The following is a 19,442-nucleotide window of genomic DNA, read 5'->3' as shown; positions in this document are numbered from 1 at the left end:
GATGTCGGTGATGTCGGCGCCGGGAACGGGGGTTCACGCCTCGCCGGCGGTGGACGCGTCCGCCGCCGCCCGGACGGCCTTGAGGATTCCCTGGTAACCGGTGCAGCGGCACAGGTTGCCCGACAGGCCCTCCCGGATCTGGTCGTCGGTGGGATCGGGGTTGTCGCGCAGGAACGCCGTGGCGGAGACGATGAAGCCCGGGGTGCAGAATCCGCACTGGAGTCCGTGGTGTTCGCGGAAGGCGGCCTGCACCGGCGAGAGCTCGCCGTCCGGCGACGCGATGCCCTCGACGGTCGTGACGTCCGCGCCGTCGGCCTGCACCGCGAACACCAGGCAGGCGCGGACGGCCTCGCCGTCCACCAGGACCGTGCACGCGCCGCAGACCCCGTGCTCGCAGCCCAGGTGCGTGCCCGTCAGCCGGCAGCGCTCCCGGAGGAAGTCGGCGAGGGTGAGGCGGGGCTGCACGCTCGCGCGCCGCACCCTGCCGTTGACCTTCATCTCGATGTCGATCTCAGCCATCGCTCGCCTCCTGAAGGGCCTTCTGCCAGGCACGCGCCACCATCTCCGCGCCCACCCGCCTGCGGTAGGCGGCGGACCCGTGCAGGTCGGACGGGACCGAATCGAGCTCCGCCATGGCGGCCCGCCCGACCTCGCCGGGCGACGCGTCGGCGGCCGCGGATCCGGTCGCCGCCGACTCCGCGGCCGTGGCGCGCAGCGCCGCCGGTCCGAGGCCGAACAGTCCGATGCCGCACCGCCGGATCCGGGCGCCGTCGTCGAGCTCGATCGCGACGGCGGCGCCGGCCATGGCGAAGTCGCCGTGCCGGCGGGCGTACTCCTCGACGGCGAACCCGCGGCGGCCGCCGGCGACCGGGAAGGTGATCCCGGTCAGCAGTTCGTCGTCCGCCAGGTCGGTGCTCCACAGGCCGGTGAAGAAGCCGGTGGCGGGAATGGTCCGGCGCCCCCGGGGCGAGCACGCCTCCAGTCGCGCGTCGAGGGCCAGGGCCACCGCGGGGTATTCGGCGGCGGCGTCGGCGTGGGCGATCGAGCCGCCGATGGTGCCGCGGTTGCGGATCTGGAAGTGGCCGATCAGAGGGGTCGCGCGGGCCAGCAGCGGAACGGCCTCGGCGACCTCCGCGGACCGTTCGATCGCGGCCTGGGTCGTGCCGGCCCCGATCCACAGGGACCCGTCGCGCCGCTCGATGCCCCGCAGTCCCGCGACCCGGCGCAGGTCGACGAGGTGGTCGAAGGCCGCCAGCCGCAGGGCGAGCATGGGGGCCAGGCTCTGCCCTCCGGCGATCGCCTTGGCGTCCTCGCCCAGTTCGGCGAGCAGGCCGACCGCCTCCTCGATCGTCGCGGGCGCGTGATAGTCGAAAGGTGCCGGTTTCATCGCGCCTCGCTCACCAGGTCGGAGAGGAACGCGGGCGACAGCGGCAGTCGGGTGATCTTGACGCCGAGCGGCGCGAGCGCGTCGGCGACCGCGTTCACCACGGCGGGCGGCGAGCCGATCGCGCCGCCCTCGCCGACGCCCTTGTAGCCCCCCTGCCCCGGCCCCGGGGTCTCGATGTGGCCGTACTCGATGGTGGGCACCTCGGTGGTGGTCGGCAGCAGGTAGTCCATGAAGGTGGTGGTGAGCGGGTTGCCGTCCTCGTCGTAGTCGAAGTGCTCGTAGAGCGCGCCGCCGATCCCCTGCACGGTGCCGCCGGCGATCTGGCCCTCCACCACGTCCGGGTTGATCATCGGGCCGCAGTCCTCACTGACGATGTAGCGCAGCAGTCTCACCTCGCCCGTCACGACGTCCACCTCGCAGGTGCACACGTGCGTCGCGTTCGCCCAGATCATCGGGCTGCGCGCACGGTAGCGGCCGCTGGCCTCCAGGCCCGCCGGCACGCCGGGCGGCAGCTTCTCGGGCTGGAAGTAGGCGATGGCGGCGATCTCGGGGAAGGACAGCCCGATGTCGGGCGTGCCGCGCACATGGGCGCGCCCGCCTGCCAGCTCGATGTCCCCGGCGGCGGCCTCCAGGCGGTGCGCGGCGATCGCCACCATGCGCTCCCGCAGGACCGACGCGGTCTCGGCGATGGCGCCCGCGGTCATCGAACCGGAGCGGCTGCCGCCGGTGCCGCCGCCGAACGGGGTGATCGCCGTGTCCCCCTGGATGGTGTTGACGTCGGCGATGTCGGCTCCGAGCGCGTCGGCGGCGAGCTGGACGACGGTCGTCTCGAGGCTGTTGCCGGTCGATCCGCCCGCCACGTACACGTTGACCTTGCCCGAGGGCTCGATCCGGATCGTCGCGCCCTCGGTGGCGTGGAAGCCCATCCCGCTCGTGGTCGGCTCGACGTAGGTGCACGTGCCGACCCCGATGTGGCGGCCGGCGGCGCGCGCCCGCTCCTGCTCGCGCCGGAAGGCCCCGTAGTCCAGCATCTTGAGCGCCTGCTCGAAGGTCTCCAGCGGCGTGATGTCGCTGTAGGGCATGCCGTTGGGGTTCGCCACCGGCAGTTCGTCCCGGCGCAGCAGGTTGCGGCGGCGCAGTTCGACCGGGTCCATCCCCATCTCGCGCGCCGCGATGTCCAGGAGCACTTCGCGCGCCAGCGACTCGAACTGCCACGGGCCGCGGTAGGCCGTGCGGCCGGTGGTGTTGGAGAAGACCGACCTGCAGGAGAACGTGGCCTGGGGAACCCGGTAGGGCCCAGGGAAGAGCAGCCCGACGACGGCGGTCGTCTGCACCGGCCAGGGCACCGGGTAGGCGCCCGCGTCCTGCACGTGGTCGATCGCGGCGGCAAGGATCCGGCCGTCGGCGTCGAACGCGATCCGGGCGTCGGCGTGCTCGTGGCGGCCCTGTCCGGCCGAGATGAGGTTCTCCTGGCGGTCCTCGATCCACTTCAGCGGGGCAGGGACTTTTCGCGCGGCCAGCATGACGCACATGTCCTCGCGCTGAGGGAGGGCCTTCTGCCCGAACCCGCCGCCCGTGTCGCGCATCACGACCCGGATGCGGTGCTCGTCCAGCCCCAGCAGCCTGCTGCAGAACAGGCGCATCTCGTGCGGCACCTGGGTGGACGCCCAGATCGTCATCTCGCCGGTGGGCGGCGACCACTCCACGATCAGCCCGCGGGTCTCCATGGGCACGGCCGCGTACGCCTGCTGGTGGATCGTCTCCCGCGCCACGTGGGCCGCCTGGTCGAAGACCTCCGCGAGGCCGGCCGCCGGGCGTCCGGCGAGCTCGCCGACGAGGTTGCCGGGATGCCCGGCGTGCACGAGCTCCCCGGCCTGCTGGGCGGTGGCGTAGTCGACGACCGGCGGCAGCGGCTCGTAGTCGACGTAGACCAGTTCGGCCGCGTCCTCGGCGACGTAGCGGTCGTCGGCGACCACCAGCGCCACCGGGTCTCCCACGAACCGCGCCTCGCCCTCGGCCAGCGGGGGCCGCGGCGTGTCCGCGACATCGCGGCCGACCAGCGAGTACCAGGGATCACGCACGTCCGGGTTCAGGTCCTGCGCCGTGAAGACGGCGTGGACGCCGCGCAGGGCCAGCGCCTCGGAGGCGTCGATGCCGGCGATGCGGGCCCGTGCCATCGGGCTGCGGACGAAATGCGCGTGCAGCATGCCCGGGCGCACGACGTCGTCGACGAAGCCGCCGTGTCCGGTCAGCAGCCGCGGGTCCTCCACCCGGGGGACGCGCGCGCCGGCGTAGCGGGCGGCGCCCGCCTGCGGGCCGCTCACCGGCCCACCGCCGCCCCGACGTCCCCGATCATCCCCGCCGGCCGATCACCGCGAGAGACGAGCGTGATCCGTGTCACAAACAGATCCTCCGTTCACCTGGGACGCCTCCGCCCCCACCGGTCGCCCGGCGGGCGAGAAGCGCCCGGCAGTCCAGGGGCGACCGGCGGGGGTCCGTCCCGCCGGCACCGAATGCTGAACGACTGTGTAGCATCGCCCCGGGCGAACCGTCAAGGACAATGTGAGGCATGACCTCACCTCGCCGTAGGGGCACCGAGACCTCCAAGACGCGCTTCCTCCTCCTGGACACCGCCGAACGGCTGATGCTCGACGAGGGCTACGCCGCCGTCGGGATCCGGCGCGTGGCCCGGGAGGCCGACGTCACGCCGGCGCTGGTCAACTACTACTTCCCGTCACTGGACGAGCTCTTTCTCGCCGTGCTCCGGCGGCGCGCCGAGCAGGAGTTCGCGATGCAGTCGCGCGCCCTGGAATCCGACCAGCCCCTGCGGGCCCTGTGGAAGTACAGCAGCCATCCCGCCGGCGCGACGCTGATGATGGAGTTCACGGCCCTCTCCAATCACCGCAAGGTGATCCGCCAGGAACTGGCCAGTTACGCCGAACGGTTCCGCAACGCCCAGATCGAGTCCCTCGACGGGTACCTGAAAGAGCGCGGCATCGACACCGGCGAACTGCACCCGCTCGCCGTCCTGGTCGTGATCTCGGCCATCTCCCGGATCTTCGTCATGGAGCAGGCCATGGGGCTGACCACCGGCCACGCCGAGACCCTCGACCTGATCGAGCGGTCCGTGCTCCAGATCGACGGCCCGCCCGCACCGCCCAAGGAAGCGAAGTAACCCGGTTCCAGGAGGTCTCGCGGTCTCCGGGTGCGGCGGAATTCCTCTCGCCGCACCCGGATTCGTCAACACCGAGTGAGGTGCGGCCGGCGACCGGCGGCGGGCTGCCGGCCGGCTGAGCCGGGCATGCACAGGCCCACGTTTCCCAGGGCGCCGCAGGGCGGCTTCCCAGCACGACTCCACCCGTGAAGAGAGCGCGATCCGTGCTCGAACCATGGTTGACCCTGCCCGCGGCCTCATGTTACACAGTTGTTCAGCATCGCGGCGGGCCGGCACGCCGGCGCCCGCCCGCCATCGGGTCAGCGGCTCCTCGCGAGCCGATCCCCCTCCCCCGACCGTCCCTCTCCGACCGGCGCGACGCCCCCCGTCGACGTCCGGTCCCACTCAGGAAACGAGGTTCCCCATGCCTGGACGAGTCGAAGGCAAGGTCGCCTTCATCACCGGCGCGGCGCGCGGCCAGGGGCGCAGCCACGCGGTGCGGCTGGCCGAGGAGGGCGCCGACATCATCGCCGTGGACGTCTGCAAGCAGCTCGACGGCGTGACCTTCCCGATGTCGACCCCCGAGGACCTGGACGAGACGGTCGCCCAGGTGAAGGCGCTGGGCCGCCGCATCGTCGCCGTGCAGGCGGACGTGCGCGACTACGACGCGCTCAAGGCCGCGGTCGACGAGGGCGTGACCGAGCTCGGGCGCCTGGACATCGTGGTGGCCAACGCCGGTCTCGGCAGCGACGGCACCGTGCTCCACAAGATGACCGAGAAGACCTGGCGCGACATGATCGACGTCAACCTGACCGGCGTGTGGATCACCACCAGGGTGTCGACGCCGCACATCCTCGAGGGCGGCCGCGGCGGGTCGATCATCCTGACCAGCTCCGTCGGGGGGATCAAGGGCCACGCCCACATCGGCCACTACATCGCCGCCAAGCACGGCGTGGTCGGCCTGATGCGGACCCTGGCGGTGGAACTGGGCCAGTACAACATCCGGGTCAACACGGTGCACCCCAGCCAGGTGAACACGCCGATGGTGATGCACGAGGGCACGTACCGCATGTTCCGGCCGGACCTGGAGAACCCGACCATCGACGACTTCGCGGCGGTGTCGCAGGGCATGCACATCCTGCCCACCCCGTGGGTGGAGCCGCTCGACATCAGCAACGCGATCCTGTACCTGGCCTCGGACGAGGGCCGCTTCCTCACCGGCGTGACCCTTCCGATCGACGCCGGAGCCCTCCTCAAGTAGGCCGCCGCCAACGCCCACCGACCCCCGCCACCAGGAGGCGAGTTCATGAGTACCGTCGCCGAGCTGAACTGGGACCCCTACGACCCCTCGCTCGTGCTCAACCCCTACCCCATCTTCCGGCGGATGCGCGAGGAAACTCCGCTGTACCGCAACGAGGAACACGACTTCTACGCGCTCACGCGTTTCGAGGATTGCCAGCGTGGCCTCGCGGACTGGCGGACCTACACCTCCGTCCGCGGCGACATCCTCGAACTGGTCCAGTCGGGGATCGAGTGGCCCTCGGGCACCCTCATCATGGAGGACCCGCCTGTCCACGACATCCACCGCCGTCTCCTCGCACGCGTCTTCACCCCGCGCCGGATCGCCATGCTCGAACCGCAGATCCGGGCGTACTGCCGGCGGACCCTGGAACCGGTGATCGGAAGCGGCCGGTTCGACCTCATCGAGGCCGTGGGCGCCGAGATGCCCATGCGCGTCATCGGCATGCTCCTCGGCATCCCCGAGCCCGACCAGCCGGCCATCCGCGACAGGGTGGACGCCGTGCTGAGCACCGAGGGCCGCGGGAAGATGAACCCGAAAGAGGGCGAGATCCTCAACACCGAGGCGTACCGGACCTACCTCGAGTGGCGCAAGCAGAACCCCTCCGACGACCTCATGACGGAGTTGATGAACGCCGAGTTCGAGGACGAGAACGGGGTCACCCGCACGCTCACCGACGACGAGGTCCTCACCTACTGCTCGGTGATCGCCGGCGCGGGGAACGAGACGACGGGACGTCTCATCGGGTGGTTCGGCGCGCTGATGGCCCGCTACCCCGAGCAGCGCCGCGAGCTCGCGGCCGACCCGTCCCTCATCCCCAACGCCATCGAGGAGATCCTGCGCTTCGAGCCGACCAGCCCCTTCACGGCCCGCTACGTGAACAAGGACGTGGAACTGCACGGCCAGACCGTCCCGGCCGGCAGCGCCATGCTGTTCATCGCCGCCGCCGCGAACCGCGACCCCGGGCGCTTCCCCGACCCCGACACCTTCGACATCCGCCGGGTCTCCCAGCACATGACCTTCGGTGTCGGCGCCCACTACTGCCTGGGCGCGGCGCTCGCCCGGCTGGAGGGCCGCGTCGCGGCGGAGGAGATCCTCAAGAACTTCCCGGACTGGGACGTGGACTGGGACGCCGCCGAGCTGGCGCAGACCTCCACCGTCCGCGGCTGGAAGACGCTGCCGCTCGTCATCGGGTGAACCCGGGACGACGCGCCCCCGGCAGGAACGATCTCAGGAGGTCACCGATGACCGACCGCTGGACGGTCGCCTTCGACCGGCATATCTGTGTCGGCACGGGTCTGTGCGCGGCCACCGCCCCCGACGCGCTGGACCTGGACGAGAACGGGAAGGGATGCGCGACGGCCGAGACGCTGCCGGCGTCCGAGGCGGTGCGGGACGCCGCCGAGTCGTGCCCGGTCGAAGCCATCACCATCACCGACGCCGGCACCGGAGAACGAGTCTTCCCGTAGCGGCCCTCCCTCCCGGACTCGCCGCGCCGCCACCGGGGCCGCACGCCCCGGGGCGCGGCGAGCGGCCGCTCGCTCCGGCCGACCACCCCACCCCACCCCAGTGCCCGGAGAAGCCCATGACCATCCCCCAGGACAGGACCGTTCCACCAGGTGGACGTTCGCACACGCGGATCCTGATCGCCCTCATCGTGATCGAGGTCTTCGCGGTCTTCGAGACCGCGATGGCGATCGCGGCCATCCCGAACTTCATGAAGGTCTTCGAAGCCGACGCGGCGGCGGCCGGCTGGACCACCACCGCCTACCTGCTGGTGGGCGCCTCCTCGGCCGCCACGGCCGGGCGCCTCGGCGACATCTTCGGCCGCCGGAACGTCCTGGTGGTCATCCTGGCCGGCGCGGCCTGCGGCTCGCTGGTCAGCGTGCTGGCCAACGACCTGTGGATGATCACGGTCGGCCGCGGTGTCCAGGGCCTGGCCGCCGGCGCGCTCCCGCTGTCGTTCGGCCTGGTCCGCGAGCTGCTGCCGGAGCGGCGGGTGCCGCTGGCGGTCGCTCTCCTGGGCGGCATCGTCCCGATCTGCACCGGCGCCGGGGCCCTGCTCGCCGGGGTGCTGATCGACCACAGCGGCTGGCGCCTGCTCTTCATCGTGGCGACCGCGATGGGCGCCGCCGCGTCGCTGACCGCGCTCATCGGCCTGCCGCGCACGCCCGGGATCAGGCCCCGGCCGCCGGTCGACATCGTCGGCGCCGTGCTGCTGGTCCCGGCGACCGGCGGCGTGCTGTTCGGCGTCTCCCGGGCCGAGGAGTGGGGCTGGAGCGACGCGCGGGTGCTCGCGGCGATCGCGGTCGGGCTGGTGGCGCTCGCCCTGTGGGTCTGGTGGGAGCTGCGGGTCCGCGAGCCCATCGTGGACGTCCGGCAGTTCACCGACCGCAAGGTGGCGCTGACCACCCTGGCGACGGTCCTGGTCGGCGCCGGGCCGATGGGCGCGGCCGCGCTCCTGACGCCGATGGTCCTGCAACTGCCCGACGCCTCGCCCATCGGGCAGGGGCTGTCGGCCACCACCGCCGGGGTGGTGATGGTGATCGCCTCCACGATCGGGTACGGCGGGGCCGCGGTGAGCGGGCGGATCGCCGAGCTGGCCGGCGCCCGCTGGGCGCTGGTGGTCGCGGGCGTCCTCTACATCGCCGGGGCAGGGATGTGGATCTTCATGGCGAAGAGCCTGCCGGGCACCATCCTCTGCACCGGGCTCCTGGCCGTGGGCTCGGCCTTCGCCTACAGCGCGCTGGCGAACCTGATCGTCGAGGTGGTGCCGTCCGAGCAGACCGCCGCGGCGACCGGGATGAACCGGGTGACGCTGAACGTCGCGGTGGCCACCGGCCTGTCGATCACCGCGGTGATCCTGACCGTCTCGACCGTGCCGGGCACGCACCTGCCGACCGAGAAGGCGCTGACGGGCGCCTGCCTGTTCATGGTCGCCTGCTCGGCGGTGAGCCTGGTGCTGGCGCTGCTCATCGGCGGTACCCGGCGGGCACCCGTGCAGCAGGCGCCCACGCCCGGTCTCGGCACCGAGCAGGCGGCCGCCTGACCACCCCTTCCCCAGGCACCCCCTGGCGACCGCCGCACATCAGCGTTCAAAGGATCAAAGGACAGAGAATGCCGCACCAAGCCACCGTTCCGGTGCCCAGCACGACGACGGAACTGATGTCGCCGGAATGGCTCAACTCGGCGCTCGCCCCGCGCTTTCCCGGAATCCGGATCACCGGCGTCACCCCCGGGCCCGTGGTGAACCGCGTTTCGACCAACGTCCGGTTCCACATCGAGTCGGCGGAGGGCCTCCCCGGCGGGCTGTCGCCGGACCTGTGCGGCAAGGGCTACTTCTCCGACATCGGCGTGTGGGACGCCCGCGGCACCGGGATCCCCGAGGTGTCCTTCTACCGCCACCTGGCGGCCACCAGCGGCGTGCGGACCCTGCCCAGCGTGTACGCCGACATCGACCCGGAGACCCGGCACGGCGTGGTCATCACCGAGGACGTCGTCGCCCAGGGCGGCCGGTTCCTCGACGCCCTCAGCGACTACACCCCGGAGCAGACGGCCCAGAGCCTCGGGGAGTTCGCCAAGCTGCACGCCGCGACCTGGGGCGATGCCACGGTGGCCGCGGCCGAGTGGCTGGCGCCGCGGCTCGGCGCCATCGCCGTGCACCGCGGCGTCAAGGACATCCGCGCCAACTTCGAGAGCGAGATCGGCGCGGGCGTGCCGGACGAGGTCCGCGACGCGGAACGGCTGTACGCGGCGTACCGGGCGCTCGCCGAGCAGACGCTCACCGCGTCGCCGTGGTCGGTGATTCACGGGGACGCCCACGTCGGCAACCTCTACCTCGACGGCGCCGGACGCCCCTCGCTCGTGGACTGGCAGCTGGTGCAGCGCGGCCCCTGGTACCTGGACGTCGGCTACCACATCGTCTCCACCCTCACCGTGGAGGACCGGCGGCGGACCGAGAAGGACCTCCTGCGCCACTACCTCGACAGCCTTCGCGCCAACGGGGTCGAACCCCCGTCCTGGGACGAGGTCCGGCTGGGCTTCCGCCGCGGCATCCTCTACGGCTTCTACCTGTGGGGGGTCACGCAGAAGGTCGCCCCCGAGATAACGAGCGCGCTCCTGCGGCGCCTCGGGATCGCGGCCAGCGAGCACGAGTCGTTCACATCGGTCGCGCCGTGAGAGGCGGTCCGCGACCGCGCCGTCCGGAAGGAGCGAGCGGGCCGTCCCAGTCGGAGGACGCGAGTCCGGGGGCCGGGAACTCCGTGGCGGCCCTGGCCGACCGGGCCGTGGAACGGTCCCCCTCCGTCCAGCGGTCGCGGACGCGCGGCATCCGGCAGGCGCGGGAGATCGTCGAGGCCGCGCGCCGGCTGACCCGTGCCAAGGGGTCCTCGTTCACCATCCAGGAGCTGGTGAACGAGGCCGGAATCACGCTGCGGACCTTCTACCGGTACTTCGCCGACAAGGACCGGCTCCTGCTCGCCGTCCTCGAAGAGGAGATCCTCGCCGAGGCCGCTCGCACCGGAGCCGCCGCCCGCCGGTTGCCCGACCCCGTCGCCCGCCTGCGCTTCCTCATCACCAGCACGCTGGAGTCACTGCACCGCCAGGACGCCGACGCCCCGCACGGCCGGCCCCCCGATATCGGGCCGCGGTTCGTCACCGCCGAGCACTGGCGGCTCCACCAGCTCTTCCCCGACGAGATGGCGCGGATCAACCAGCCCTTCGCGGACCTGATCGAGCGGGAGCTGCACGAGGCCGCCGCGCTGGGCCTGCTCTCCCCGGCCGATCCGGCCGCCGACTCATGGCTGGTGATGAAGCTGGTGATGTCGGTCTACCACCGCTACGCCTTCACCACCGCCCGCGAGAGCCTCGACGACACCATCGAGCGCCTGTGGGTGTTCTGCCGGGCCGCCTTCAACGGTGTCCGGAGCGCGCCCTCGTCCCCCGGAGCCGAGGTCGGGCCGGGACGGCACTGAGCGCGGCCGGCCTGGGCGCCGTCGCGGTTCGCGGTCACAGGACCGGCGACGGCGCCCAGGTCTTCTCGAGCGAGGCGTCGTCGAGGACGGCGCGGGCGACCGGTGACACGGGGGCCTGGAGGAACCCCACGAGGCCGTCGAGGAGATCGGCGACGTGCACGGCGAAGGGCAGCACCGGCTGCCCGTTCACTTGGGCGTGCTCGCGGTGCGACGCGGCGTCGACGCTGAAGGCCACCGCCTGGCTGACGCGGTGCGCCCGCAGGGGCTCGGGAATGTGCGGGAGCAGCGCCCCGACCCGCTCGTAGAACTCGCGCGTCGATGCCTGGAACTCCTCGGGAAGGCGTTCGAACACGTCCCGGCGGCCGTGGTGCCGCAGCATGTTGACGAAGGTCAGGTAGTGGCTGCCCTCCTGCTCGCCCTGCTCCAGGATGGGGAGCACATAGCACTTGACCCACGCCTGGAGGTCGGCGGGGCGGTACTGGGCGATGAGGATCCGGCGCCGCCCGTAGACGCCGGGCAGCCGGTGCTCGAAGATCGCCTGGAGCAGGCGGTCCTTCGTGCCGAAGTGGTACTGGACGGCGGACTTGTTGCCGTTCCCCGCCTCGGCGCCGATCTGGCGGAGCGACACGCCCTCGATCCCGTGCCGGGCGAAGAGGCGCTCGGCGGCGAGGACTATCTGCGCCTTGGTCGAGGGCGCCAGCATTGACATGGCGGTCATGTAACCAACCGTCCGCATGTAAGTCAAATGACTTGAAGGTCGGCTGCCTGGCGTCCCTTCCCGGCCGCACTGTCAGAACGAACGCTCAGCGGTCCCGCTCGGCCCAGATCGCGTCGGCGGTGCCCCCCAGCGCCTCCCCCTTGGCGAAGCCGTAGTAGGCGGCGAACTGGAGCACGATCTCGTCCATCTCCTCCTTGGAGATGTCGCCGGAGTTCAGCGCGGCACCGACGTGCGACCGCAGCGGCATGGGCGAGTCGTCGATGGCGACGCACGCCACGGTGATGATGCGGCGCTCGCGGCGGGTGAGCCCGGGCCGCTGCCAGACGTGCCCGAAGACGAAGTTGAGGATGCCGGCGTGGGTGTACGGCGTCTCGCCCCTGGGCGCCTGGATGAGGTTGACGTCGACGAACTCCTCCGCTCCGCGCCTGATCCGTTCGTCCCAGTCATTGAGGCCGAGCGCGGCGTTGTCGAGCACCGGCAGCGGCCCGGCCTCCTCGCCGCGCTCCTGCCGGATCCGGGCCCACTGCCGGCGGATCACGCCCTCGATGTGCGACGCCTTCGGCCAGCCGCAGTAGACGGCGAAGTGGAGCACGAACTCCAGCATCGCCTCCAGCTCCATGTCCCCGCTGTTGAGCGCCGCGTACACGTGCTCGTCGATCGGCTCGGGCGCGTCCGCCGCGCCGACGCAGGTGAGCGTGACCCAGCGGCGGTCACGCCGGCTCAGCCCGGGGCGCGGCCACACCTCGCCGAAGACGAAGTCGCGGGTCGCCGCCTCGAACGGCGTGGCCGGTGCCGGCGCCTCACGGGTCATGACCTCGCGATAGGTCCGCTCGGCGGCTGCGTTGCCCATGCGCTTCTCCTCTGACGCCCCGGCCTGCCTTCGAGTGGCAGACTCTAAGTCGCTTGACTCTCTAGGACAAGGGGACTGTGGCAGCCGATCCGCCGAGTTCCACGCGCGGCAGGCACCGGCAGCGAGCCGTTTGACCGCGTTCACCTGGTGAAATTCGGTCCACACCCACTCCTCCGCACCCGGCGATTCCTCCGCCTCGCCCTATGCGACCGCCATCAAACTAAGGCGATTGACTTCACGATGGCCGCATGTTTTGATGCCAGTCGTTGACGGTAGCCACATTCTCGCCGCCGGTAATCCCGCTCTCGCGCACCCGGCAGGTCTCGACCGGCCTGTCCGCCCCCGTTGGAAAGGTGAGCGTCCCATGAGCATCGATCTGGACAACGCCGTCGCGGTCATCACGGGCGCGGGCAGCGGCATCGGGCGCGCCGCCGCGCACGCCTTCGCCCGGCGCGGGGCGCGCGTCGTGGTCACCGACATCGACGGCGACCGCGCGGCGCGCGTCGCCGCCGGGCTCGCCGGCCGCGGCACCGCCGCGACCTGCGACGTCACCAGCCTCGGCGACCTCGAGGCGGTGCGCGATCTGGCACTCGACCGGTTCGGCCGCGTCGACCTGGTGATGAACAACGTCGGCGTCCTCGCCGTCGGCCCCGTCGAGGCCATCCCCCTCGAGACCTGGCAGCGCGTCGTCGACGTCAACCTGCTCGGCATCGTCCGCAGCAACCTGGTGTTCCTGCCGCTGCTGCTGGAGCGGGGATCGGGCCACGTGGTCAACACCGCCTCGACCGCGGGGCTGCTGCCCTACGGGTACGACCGGCTGCCCTACACGGCGACGAAGCACGCGGTGGTCGGGCTGTCCGAGGCGCTCGCGCTGTACCTGCGGCCGCGCGGCATCGGCGTCTCCTGCCTGTGCCCGGCCGGGGTCGCCACCAACATCGTCGAGCAGATCACCTTCCACGGGGAGCCGGCGCCGCCGCGAGGGCCGAGCTTCCCCGTTCTCGACGCCGAGACCGTCGGCGAGATCGTCGCCGACGGCGTCGCCGCGGACCGTTTCCTCATCCTCACCGCCCCGGAGGCCGCCGGCGAACTCCGCGCGCACGGAGCCGACGTCGACGCCTACCTGTCCCACCTCCTCAAGGAAGCGCCATGAGCACACTCGATCGTCTCCGCCTCGACGGGAAGGTCGCCATCGTCACGGGCGGCGCCGGAGCCATCGGCCAGGTCTACGGCCGCGCGCTGGCCGAGGCCGGCGCCGCGGTGGCACTGGCCGACCTCGACGGCGACGGCGCCGAACGGGCCGCCGCGGCCCTGGCGGCCGACGGCTTCCAGGCCACCGGCGTGCGCGTCGACATCACCGACCCAGCGTCGGCGGCGGCGATGGCCGAAGCCGCGGTCGCCGCGCACGGCGGTGTCGACATCCTGGTCAACAACGCCGCCGTCATGGCCGAGATCCCCCAGGTCGACCTGCTCGACCTCCCGCCGGAATGGTTCGACCGCGTGATGCGGGTGAACGTCCTGGGCGCCGTCCAGTGCTCGAAGGCGGTCAGGGCGCCGATGGCCGAGCGCGGCGGCGGACGGATCATCAACCAGGTGTCCGCCGGGGCGTTCATGGCCGGCGGCATCTACGGGATCAGCAAGCTCGCCCTGGTCAGCGTCACCGCCGGCCTCGCCCGCTCGCTGGGCCCGCTGGGCATCAACGTCAACGCCATCGCCCCCGGCCTGGTCGAGAACGAGCCGGGCATGCGGAGCCTGCCGGCCGACCACCCCGCCCGTGCCGCCCTGGCCGCGGCCATTCCGGGCAAGAAGCAGGCGCCCGCCGAGGACCTGCTGGGCACGCTGCTCCTGCTGGCCTCCCCGGCCGGGGAGTGGATCAACGGCCAGACGATCAGCGTCGACGGCGGCTGGGTCATGCGCCTGTGAAGGCGACGCCGCCGCGGCGGCGTCCAGTCCGGCCAAGGGGGCGTTCAGGCCCCCGGAAGAGAAATGACGGCGGGGCGGCGGCCCCGCCTTCCCCGAACAGGAGACAAGGCGGTACCAGGAATGACCGTGTCCCCACCCATCTCACACGACCTGGGCGTCACCGGACCGCTCATCGACGGCAGCCGGCTCGACCGGGCGTCCGCAGGCACGATGGACCACATCAACCCCGCGACGGCCCGCGTCAACGGCACCGTCGTGCTGAGCGGCCCGGACGAAGTGGACGCGGCCGTCGCCGCCGCCAGGAAGGCATTCCCCGAGTGGCGGGCCATGTCACCGGACAAGCGCCGGCGCATCCTGCAGCGGGTGGAGGAGCTGATGGAGGCCCGGGTGCCCGAGCTCGGCCGCCTCACCACGCTCGAACTCGGCGTCCCCGCCACCGTGTCGGCGGCGCTGGCGAACCTCTGCGCGGGATGGTTCGGGTACTACGCCGGTTGGGCGGACAAGCTCGAGGGCGCGACGATCCCGCCCAGCCCGCTGATGGGGCAGGGCTTCGACTACACCGTCCCGGAACCGTACGGCGTGGTCGGCATCATCCTGACCTGGAACGGGCCGATCGTGTCGGTCGGCATGAAGATCGCGCCCGCGCTGGCCGCGGGCAACTGCGTGGTCGTCAAGGCCCCCGAGCAGTCGCCGTACACCGTCGCCCGGTTCGCCGAGATCGCCCTGGAGGCGGGCCTGCCCCCGGGCGTCCTGCACGTCCTGCCGGGCGGGCCCGAAGCGGGCGACAGGCTGGTCCGCCACCCGGACGTCGCCAAGATCTCCTTCACCGGCGGCATCCCCACCGCCAAGAAGATCCTGGAGGCCGCCCGGCACACCCTGAAACCGGTCGTCCTGGAACTGGGCGGCAAGGCGGCGAACGTGGTCTTCCCGGACGCCGACCTCGGCCAGGCCATCGCCCTGACGATCGGGTCCTGCACCACCCTGGCCGGGCAGGGCTGCAACCTCGCCACCCGGATGCTGGTGCATCGCCAGGTGTACGACCAGGTGGTGGAGGCCACCGCGCAGGGCGTCGCCGGACTGCGGGTGGGCGATCCGTTCGACCAGCGCACGATCGTCGGCCCCGTCGTCGACCAGGCCGCCTACGACCGCATCCTCGGCATGATCGACCGCGCGGGCGGGGACGGCCGCGTCGTCGCCGGGGGCCGCGGCGTCGAGCGGTCGGCCCTGGCGCCCGACATCCGTGACGGCTACTTCATCGAGCCGACGGTCCTGGCCGACGTGGACCCGCGGAGCGAGGCCGCGCAGCAGGAGATCTTCGGCCCGGTGCTGTCGATCACCCCGTTCGACAGTGAGGAGGAGGCGGTGGAACTGGCCGACTCGACCCCCTATGGCCTCGGCACCTACCTCCAGACCCGCGACGTCGCACGGGTGCACCGCCTCGTGCCCCGGTTCCAATCCGGCACCGTGCTCGTCAACGGCGTCTCCGGGCAGCCCCCCGGCGCCCCGTTCGGCGGCTACAAGCAGAGCGGCTTCGGACGGGAAGGCGGCAAGGAGGGCCTCTACGAGTTCCTCCAGACCAAGAACGTCTACATCAGCGCCTGACCGGACGGTCCCGCGGCCTGGCCACCACAGGCCATCCACCAAGATCACCCGTCCGGGCCGCGCCCGGCCTGCCACCGTTCCACTGGACGTGGGCAGGAAGGACCGGCGGGGAGGCGTGCGTGGGCGGGTGGCGGACGGACACCGGTTTGCGGTCCCATGATGTGCCGATCGAGCACATAGCCGATGAGGTGGAGGCGGTGAGGACCGCCCGCGTCGCCGTGGTGGCCGATGCGTTCCACGGCATCGGCGGGGACCACAGGGGTGAGGGGGTCTGGGACTTCGAACGGCATCTGCGCCTGCTGCGCTTCGGCACGGGAGCGGACGCCGTGCACCTTCTCCACGCGGGACCGGACATGTTCACCGAGCTGTCGCCACAAGATCGGCTCCAGAGCGGAAAGCGCTGGACGCGGGCCACCGGCGGCCAGACGAACTGGAGGAGCGAGCGCTCGGAGACCGTGGCCTCGATACGGCACCTGTCCGAGCCCGTACGCGTCGGCTCCGAGAAGCTGGCGGGGCAGCGGCTCCGACGGTACTCGCTGCGCGTCCGGCCGGACCCGGCGGCCACCGACCCGCTGCTCAAGGGCGTCCACGAGCACGTGCGGAGTGAGGGGATCAAGCAGTTGCGCTTCGACGCCTGGCTCACCGGGGACGACCGGCTGTGGCAGACGCGCGAGCACGCGACACTGCACCGTGCGCACGCCAGGCGCACCGGGGTGAGAACATACAGCCTGTACTGCTGGGAGTTCGGAATCGACCTCGGCGACCTGGCCGCGCCGTCGCCCGACGAGATCCTTCTGTAAGGGCGTGGGGCACCGGCACGGTGATGGCCGCAGGAGGATCCGGGCGTGCCGATCGGGCGACTGGACGGCGCGGGCCCGTTTTCGTCATGATTCGCGAATGTGGCGCGAGCTGATCGAACAACACACCTCCCAGGCCCGCTTCGCCTCCCCGGCCACGGAAGAGGCCCTGTACCGGACCGAGGAGACACTGGGGCACCTGCTTCCCGACGACCTGGTCAAACTCCTCGGTGAGACCGACGGCGTGGTCGACGCCAACGGTTACAACCTGGTCTTCTCCGCCGAACAGCTCCTCCAGGGCAACCTGGAAATGCGCACCTACCCCGCCCTGAAAAGGCTCTACATGGCCTTCGACCAGCTGCTGTTCTTCTCCGACGCTCCCGGCGACGGCAACCTGTTCGCCTACGCGCTCGTCCCCGAAGGCAGGCCGGACATCTTCGTCTGGGACCACCGCACCGACAACCGCCGCTGCGTCGCCCAGTCCCTGGAGCACTTCGTCGAATCCTGGCTCACCGGGCACATCCAGCTGTGACCCGGGCGCCTGCGCCCGGCTAGCCCGGTTCGCCGAGGACGCTGCGCAGGACGGGCAGCACCGCGTTGAGGTTCTTGGTCGTACGGAACACGACGATCGAACCCGCGCCGCCGGCCGCGGCGGCATCGGTGAAGAGTTCGACCGTGTGGTCCAAGGCCGCGTCCAGCTCCTCCTCGGGGCTCCCGGTCAGGCCGCGCAGCCAGCGGCGCAGCACGTGGTTGTGCGCGGTCACCACCGCGGCGGCCATGAGCTCGGCCTGCAGGGCGCTCTCCTCGCCACCGCCCATCCAGGTGTGGATGAACTCGCGGAACACCCGCTGGTACTGCTGGGTGCCGGCGATCTCGCGGTCCCGCAGGGCGGGGACGGTCCGGGTGAGGCGGTACCGGGCGATGGCCGTCTCCCCCTCGCCGAGGTAGTGCAGGAGGACGAGCCGGGCCGCCTCGCAGACCGCGACGAGCGCGGTCCGCTGGGTGGAACCGGCGAGACGGGAGCGGATGGTGGCCAGCAGCGCCTCGTGATCGGGGAAGATCACGTCTTCCTTGGAGCGGAACGCACGGAAGAAGGTCGTGCGGCCCACCCCGGCCCGCTCGGTGATGTCGTCGATCGTGGTGCCCTCGTAGCCGCGCTCCTCGAACAGCGCGAACGCCGCCTCGATCAGGCGGTCCTTGGCGGTTCGCTCTGGCATCCCGTGCTCCTCACCTGTGCCGCTGCGACCTTATCCGCGGCGGCGTCCGAGGGTTGCCTCCCTCGAAGGGACTGAGTACCGTCTACTAGGTATCTAGTACCACACCGCCCTCCCCGACCCCGAAGGACGCCCATGCCCGCCACCGGCTTCGATCTGTTCCGCATCTCCGACGACCACGAGGCCGTCCGGGACGCCGTCCGCGCGGTGGCCCAGGACAAGATCGCCCCGCATGCCGCGGAGGTCGACGAGCAGGCGGTGTACCCCCAGGCCGCCCACGACGCCCTGATCGCCGCGGACTTCCACGCGCCGCACGTCCCCGAGGAGTACGGCGGGGTGGGGGCGGACGCCCTGGCGACGTGCATCGTCATCGAGGAGGTCGCCCGCGCGTGCGCGTCGTCCTCGCTCATCCCCGCGGTGAACAAGCTCGGCAGCATGCCGCTGATCCTGGCCGCGTCCGAGGAGGTGAAGGCCAGGTACCTCCCGCCGCTGGCCCGGGGCGAGGCGGGGTTCTCCTACGGGCTGTCCGAGCGCGAGGCCGGGTCCGACACCGCCTCCATGAAATGCCGGGCGGTCCCCGACGGCGACGACTGGATCCTGTCCGGGCACAAGGCGTGGATCACCAACGCCGGGGTCTCCGAGTACTACACCGTGCTCGCCGTCACCGACCCCGACGGCAGGCGCGGCTCGAACGTCAGCGCGTTCGTCGTGGAGAAGAGCGACCCCGGGTTCACCTTCGGCGCTCCCGAACGCAAGCTCGGCATCAAGGGCTCACCGACCCGCGAGCTGCACTTCGACAACGTCCGCGTCCCGGGCGACCGGATGGTCGGCTCCCCCGGCGAGGGACTCAAGATCGCGCTGCGCACGCTGGACCACACCCGGGTCACCATCGGCGCCCAGGCCGTCGGCATCGCGCAGGGGGCGCTGGACATCGCCCTGGACTACGTCAGGGAGCGCAAGCAGTTCGGCAAGGCCATCGCCGAGTTCCAGGGGCTCCAGTTCATGCTGGCCGACATGGCCACGGCGGTCGAGACGGCCCGCCAGATGGTCTACGTGGCCGCCGCGAAGTCCGAGCGCGGCGACGACGACCTGCCCTTCTTCGGCGCCGCCGCCAAATGCTACGCCTCCGACGTCGCCATGCAGGTGACCACCGACGCCGTCCAGGCGCTCGGCGGCGCCGGCTACACCCGCGACTTCCCGGTCGAGCGCATGATGCGCGACGCCAAGATCACCCAGATCTACGAGGGCACCAACCAGATCCAGCGGCTGGTCATGGCCCGGCACCTGCTCCGCGGCTAGGCGTCCGGGCGGAAGCCGGCCGGGGTGAAGCGGACGGGAAGGGCGGCCAGGCGGCGGACCCAGAACGAGGGGACCCATTCCAGCTCGTCGGGTTTGACCGACAGTTCGATGTCGGGCAGGCGGTCCAGGAGCACCTCGACCGAGGTCCTGGCGATGATCTCGGCGAGCTCGGGCACCGGGAAGGGACACCCGTGCTCGCCCTGCCCGAAGGACAGATGGGCCCGGTTG

Annotated in this window: 19 protein-coding genes and 1 pseudogene; 13 read left to right on the top strand and 7 right to left on the bottom strand. The window is 71.7% G+C overall.

Annotated features, from left to right (window positions below; translation table 11 throughout):
- Window positions 1–33: 33 nt before the first annotated feature.
- The 3 genes from ACFPZN_RS26885 to ACFPZN_RS26875 are packed head-to-tail and all read right to left on the bottom strand — an operon-like array spanning window position 34 to window position 3,711.
- Window positions 34–519 carry a (2Fe-2S)-binding protein gene (locus ACFPZN_RS26885; protein ID WP_378284978.1) on the bottom strand — a complete coding sequence of 162 codons (486 nt, stop codon included), beginning with the start codon at window positions 517–519 and terminating at the stop codon, window positions 34–36.
- Window positions 512–1,387: an FAD binding domain-containing protein gene (locus ACFPZN_RS26880; protein ID WP_378284977.1), complete on the bottom strand. Its 876-nt coding sequence runs from the start codon at window positions 1,385–1,387 to the stop codon at window positions 512–514. The genes ACFPZN_RS26885 and ACFPZN_RS26880 overlap by 8 nt, the downstream gene beginning before the upstream one ends.
- The gene (locus ACFPZN_RS26875; RefSeq protein ID WP_378284976.1) at window positions 1,384–3,711 is read right to left on the bottom strand and encodes a xanthine dehydrogenase family protein molybdopterin-binding subunit; all 2,328 of its coding nucleotides are present in this window, start codon (window positions 3,709–3,711) and stop codon (window positions 1,384–1,386) included. Before ACFPZN_RS26875 ends, ACFPZN_RS26880 begins: the two co-directional genes overlap by 4 nt.
- A 245-nt stretch (window positions 3,712–3,956) precedes the next feature.
- On the opposite strand from ACFPZN_RS26875, the gene ACFPZN_RS26870 reads away from it, so the two are divergent.
- From ACFPZN_RS26870 to ACFPZN_RS26840, 7 genes are all read left to right on the top strand, one after another.
- Entirely contained in the window at window positions 3,957–4,562 is a 606-nt protein-coding gene (locus ACFPZN_RS26870; RefSeq protein WP_378284975.1) for a TetR/AcrR family transcriptional regulator, read from the top strand.
- 403 nt (window positions 4,563–4,965) lie between these two features.
- Window positions 4,966–5,802, top strand: coding sequence for a mycofactocin-coupled SDR family oxidoreductase (locus tag ACFPZN_RS26865; protein ID WP_378284974.1), 837 nt, complete (start codon window positions 4,966–4,968; stop codon window positions 5,800–5,802).
- Between the two features lie 45 nt (window positions 5,803–5,847).
- A complete protein-coding gene (locus ACFPZN_RS26860; protein ID WP_378284973.1) occupies window positions 5,848–7,038 on the top strand; it encodes a cytochrome P450 in 1,191 nt (396 codons plus the stop codon).
- Between the two features lie 47 nt (window positions 7,039–7,085).
- Window positions 7,086–7,310, top strand: a complete 225-nt coding sequence (locus ACFPZN_RS26855; RefSeq protein ID WP_378284972.1) for a ferredoxin — start codon at window positions 7,086–7,088, stop codon at window positions 7,308–7,310.
- Window positions 7,311–7,426: 116 nt separating this feature from the next.
- A complete protein-coding gene (locus ACFPZN_RS26850; protein ID WP_378284971.1) occupies window positions 7,427–8,890 on the top strand; it encodes an MFS transporter in 1,464 nt (487 codons plus the stop codon).
- Window positions 8,891–8,958: 68 nt separating this feature from the next.
- Entirely contained in the window at window positions 8,959–10,020 is a 1,062-nt protein-coding gene (locus ACFPZN_RS26845; RefSeq protein WP_378284970.1) for a phosphotransferase, read from the top strand.
- An 83-nt stretch (window positions 10,021–10,103) separates the two neighbouring features.
- The gene (locus tag ACFPZN_RS26840) at window positions 10,104–10,814 is read left to right on the top strand and encodes a TetR/AcrR family transcriptional regulator (protein ID WP_378284969.1); all 711 of its coding nucleotides are present in this window, start codon (window positions 10,104–10,106) and stop codon (window positions 10,812–10,814) included.
- A gap of 34 nt (window positions 10,815–10,848) precedes the next feature.
- On the opposite strand, the gene ACFPZN_RS26835 is transcribed toward ACFPZN_RS26840, so the two are convergent.
- Both ACFPZN_RS26835 and ACFPZN_RS26830 read right to left on the bottom strand, forming a co-directional pair.
- Window positions 10,849–11,532: a TetR/AcrR family transcriptional regulator gene (locus ACFPZN_RS26835; protein ID WP_378284968.1), complete on the bottom strand. Its 684-nt coding sequence runs from the start codon at window positions 11,530–11,532 to the stop codon at window positions 10,849–10,851.
- Between the two features lie 85 nt (window positions 11,533–11,617).
- The gene (locus ACFPZN_RS26830) at window positions 11,618–12,382 is read right to left on the bottom strand and encodes a carboxymuconolactone decarboxylase family protein (protein WP_378284967.1); all 765 of its coding nucleotides are present in this window, start codon (window positions 12,380–12,382) and stop codon (window positions 11,618–11,620) included.
- A gap of 364 nt (window positions 12,383–12,746) precedes the next feature.
- On the opposite strand from ACFPZN_RS26830, the gene ACFPZN_RS26825 reads away from it, so the two are divergent.
- The 5 genes from ACFPZN_RS26825 (at window position 12,747) to ACFPZN_RS26805 (ending at window position 17,233) form a co-directional block, all read left to right on the top strand.
- Window positions 12,747–13,532: an SDR family oxidoreductase gene (locus ACFPZN_RS26825; RefSeq protein ID WP_378284966.1), complete on the top strand. Its 786-nt coding sequence runs from the start codon at window positions 12,747–12,749 to the stop codon at window positions 13,530–13,532.
- Window positions 13,529–14,302 (top strand): SDR family oxidoreductase, encoded by a 774-nt coding sequence (locus ACFPZN_RS26820; RefSeq protein ID WP_378284965.1) that lies wholly within the window; start codon window positions 13,529–13,531, stop codon window positions 14,300–14,302. The genes ACFPZN_RS26825 and ACFPZN_RS26820 overlap by 4 nt, the downstream gene beginning before the upstream one ends.
- A 126-nt stretch (window positions 14,303–14,428) precedes the next feature.
- On the top strand, window positions 14,429–15,904 hold the full coding sequence (locus ACFPZN_RS26815) for an aldehyde dehydrogenase family protein (RefSeq protein WP_378284964.1): 1,476 nt from the start codon (window positions 14,429–14,431) through the stop codon (window positions 15,902–15,904).
- Between the two features lie 197 nt (window positions 15,905–16,101).
- The gene (locus ACFPZN_RS26810) at window positions 16,102–16,704 is read left to right on the top strand and encodes a hypothetical protein (protein WP_378284963.1); all 603 of its coding nucleotides are present in this window, start codon (window positions 16,102–16,104) and stop codon (window positions 16,702–16,704) included.
- 97 nt (window positions 16,705–16,801) lie between these two features.
- Window positions 16,802–17,233, top strand: coding sequence for an SMI1/KNR4 family protein (locus ACFPZN_RS26805; protein ID WP_378284962.1), 432 nt, complete (start codon window positions 16,802–16,804; stop codon window positions 17,231–17,233).
- A gap of 19 nt (window positions 17,234–17,252) precedes the next feature.
- On the opposite strand, the gene ACFPZN_RS26800 is transcribed toward ACFPZN_RS26805, so the two are convergent.
- Window positions 17,253–17,918, bottom strand: a complete 666-nt coding sequence (locus ACFPZN_RS26800; RefSeq protein WP_378284961.1) for a TetR/AcrR family transcriptional regulator — start codon at window positions 17,916–17,918, stop codon at window positions 17,253–17,255.
- A 132-nt stretch (window positions 17,919–18,050) separates the two neighbouring features.
- Between ACFPZN_RS26800 and ACFPZN_RS26795 the strand changes: the two genes are divergently transcribed.
- Window positions 18,051–19,214 carry an acyl-CoA dehydrogenase family protein gene (locus tag ACFPZN_RS26795; protein WP_378284960.1) on the top strand — a complete coding sequence of 388 codons (1,164 nt, stop codon included), beginning with the start codon at window positions 18,051–18,053 and terminating at the stop codon, window positions 19,212–19,214.
- Here ACFPZN_RS26795 and ACFPZN_RS26790 read toward each other — a convergent pair.
- A pseudogene (locus ACFPZN_RS26790) lies at window positions 19,211–19,442 on the bottom strand (cytochrome P450); the annotation flags it as partial. The gene ACFPZN_RS26795 and the pseudogene ACFPZN_RS26790 sit on opposite strands and share 4 nt — an antisense overlap.

It is taken from the genome of Actinomadura rugatobispora (assembly GCF_042656285.1).
Lineage (GTDB): Bacteria > Actinomycetota > Actinomycetes > Streptosporangiales > Streptosporangiaceae > Spirillospora > Spirillospora rugatobispora.
This window is presented reverse-complemented; position numbering and strand designations above follow the sequence as displayed.

Coding starts and splice junctions, on each gene's coding strand:
- ACFPZN_RS26885 (WP_378284978.1), bottom strand. CDS start 519: ATGGCTGAGATCGACATCGAGATGAAGGTCAACGGCAGGGTGCGGCGC.
- ACFPZN_RS26880 (WP_378284977.1), bottom strand. CDS start 1,387: ATGAAACCGGCACCTTTCGACTATCACGCGCCCGCGACGATCGAGGAG.
- ACFPZN_RS26870 (WP_378284975.1), top strand. CDS start 3,957: ATGACCTCACCTCGCCGTAGGGGCACCGAGACCTCCAAGACGCGCTTC.
- ACFPZN_RS26865 (WP_378284974.1), top strand. CDS start 4,966: ATGCCTGGACGAGTCGAAGGCAAGGTCGCCTTCATCACCGGCGCGGCG.
- ACFPZN_RS26860 (WP_378284973.1), top strand. CDS start 5,848: ATGAGTACCGTCGCCGAGCTGAACTGGGACCCCTACGACCCCTCGCTC.
- ACFPZN_RS26855 (WP_378284972.1), top strand. CDS start 7,086: ATGACCGACCGCTGGACGGTCGCCTTCGACCGGCATATCTGTGTCGGC.
- ACFPZN_RS26850 (WP_378284971.1), top strand. CDS start 7,427: ATGACCATCCCCCAGGACAGGACCGTTCCACCAGGTGGACGTTCGCAC.
- ACFPZN_RS26845 (WP_378284970.1), top strand. CDS start 8,959: ATGCCGCACCAAGCCACCGTTCCGGTGCCCAGCACGACGACGGAACTG.
- ACFPZN_RS26835 (WP_378284968.1), bottom strand. CDS start 11,532: ATGACCGCCATGTCAATGCTGGCGCCCTCGACCAAGGCGCAGATAGTC.
- ACFPZN_RS26830 (WP_378284967.1), bottom strand. CDS start 12,382: ATGGGCAACGCAGCCGCCGAGCGGACCTATCGCGAGGTCATGACCCGT.
- ACFPZN_RS26825 (WP_378284966.1), top strand. CDS start 12,747: ATGAGCATCGATCTGGACAACGCCGTCGCGGTCATCACGGGCGCGGGC.
- ACFPZN_RS26820 (WP_378284965.1), top strand. CDS start 13,529: ATGAGCACACTCGATCGTCTCCGCCTCGACGGGAAGGTCGCCATCGTC.
- ACFPZN_RS26805 (WP_378284962.1), top strand. CDS start 16,802: ATGTGGCGCGAGCTGATCGAACAACACACCTCCCAGGCCCGCTTCGCC.
- ACFPZN_RS26800 (WP_378284961.1), bottom strand. CDS start 17,918: ATGCCAGAGCGAACCGCCAAGGACCGCCTGATCGAGGCGGCGTTCGCG.
- ACFPZN_RS26795 (WP_378284960.1), top strand. CDS start 18,051: ATGCCCGCCACCGGCTTCGATCTGTTCCGCATCTCCGACGACCACGAG.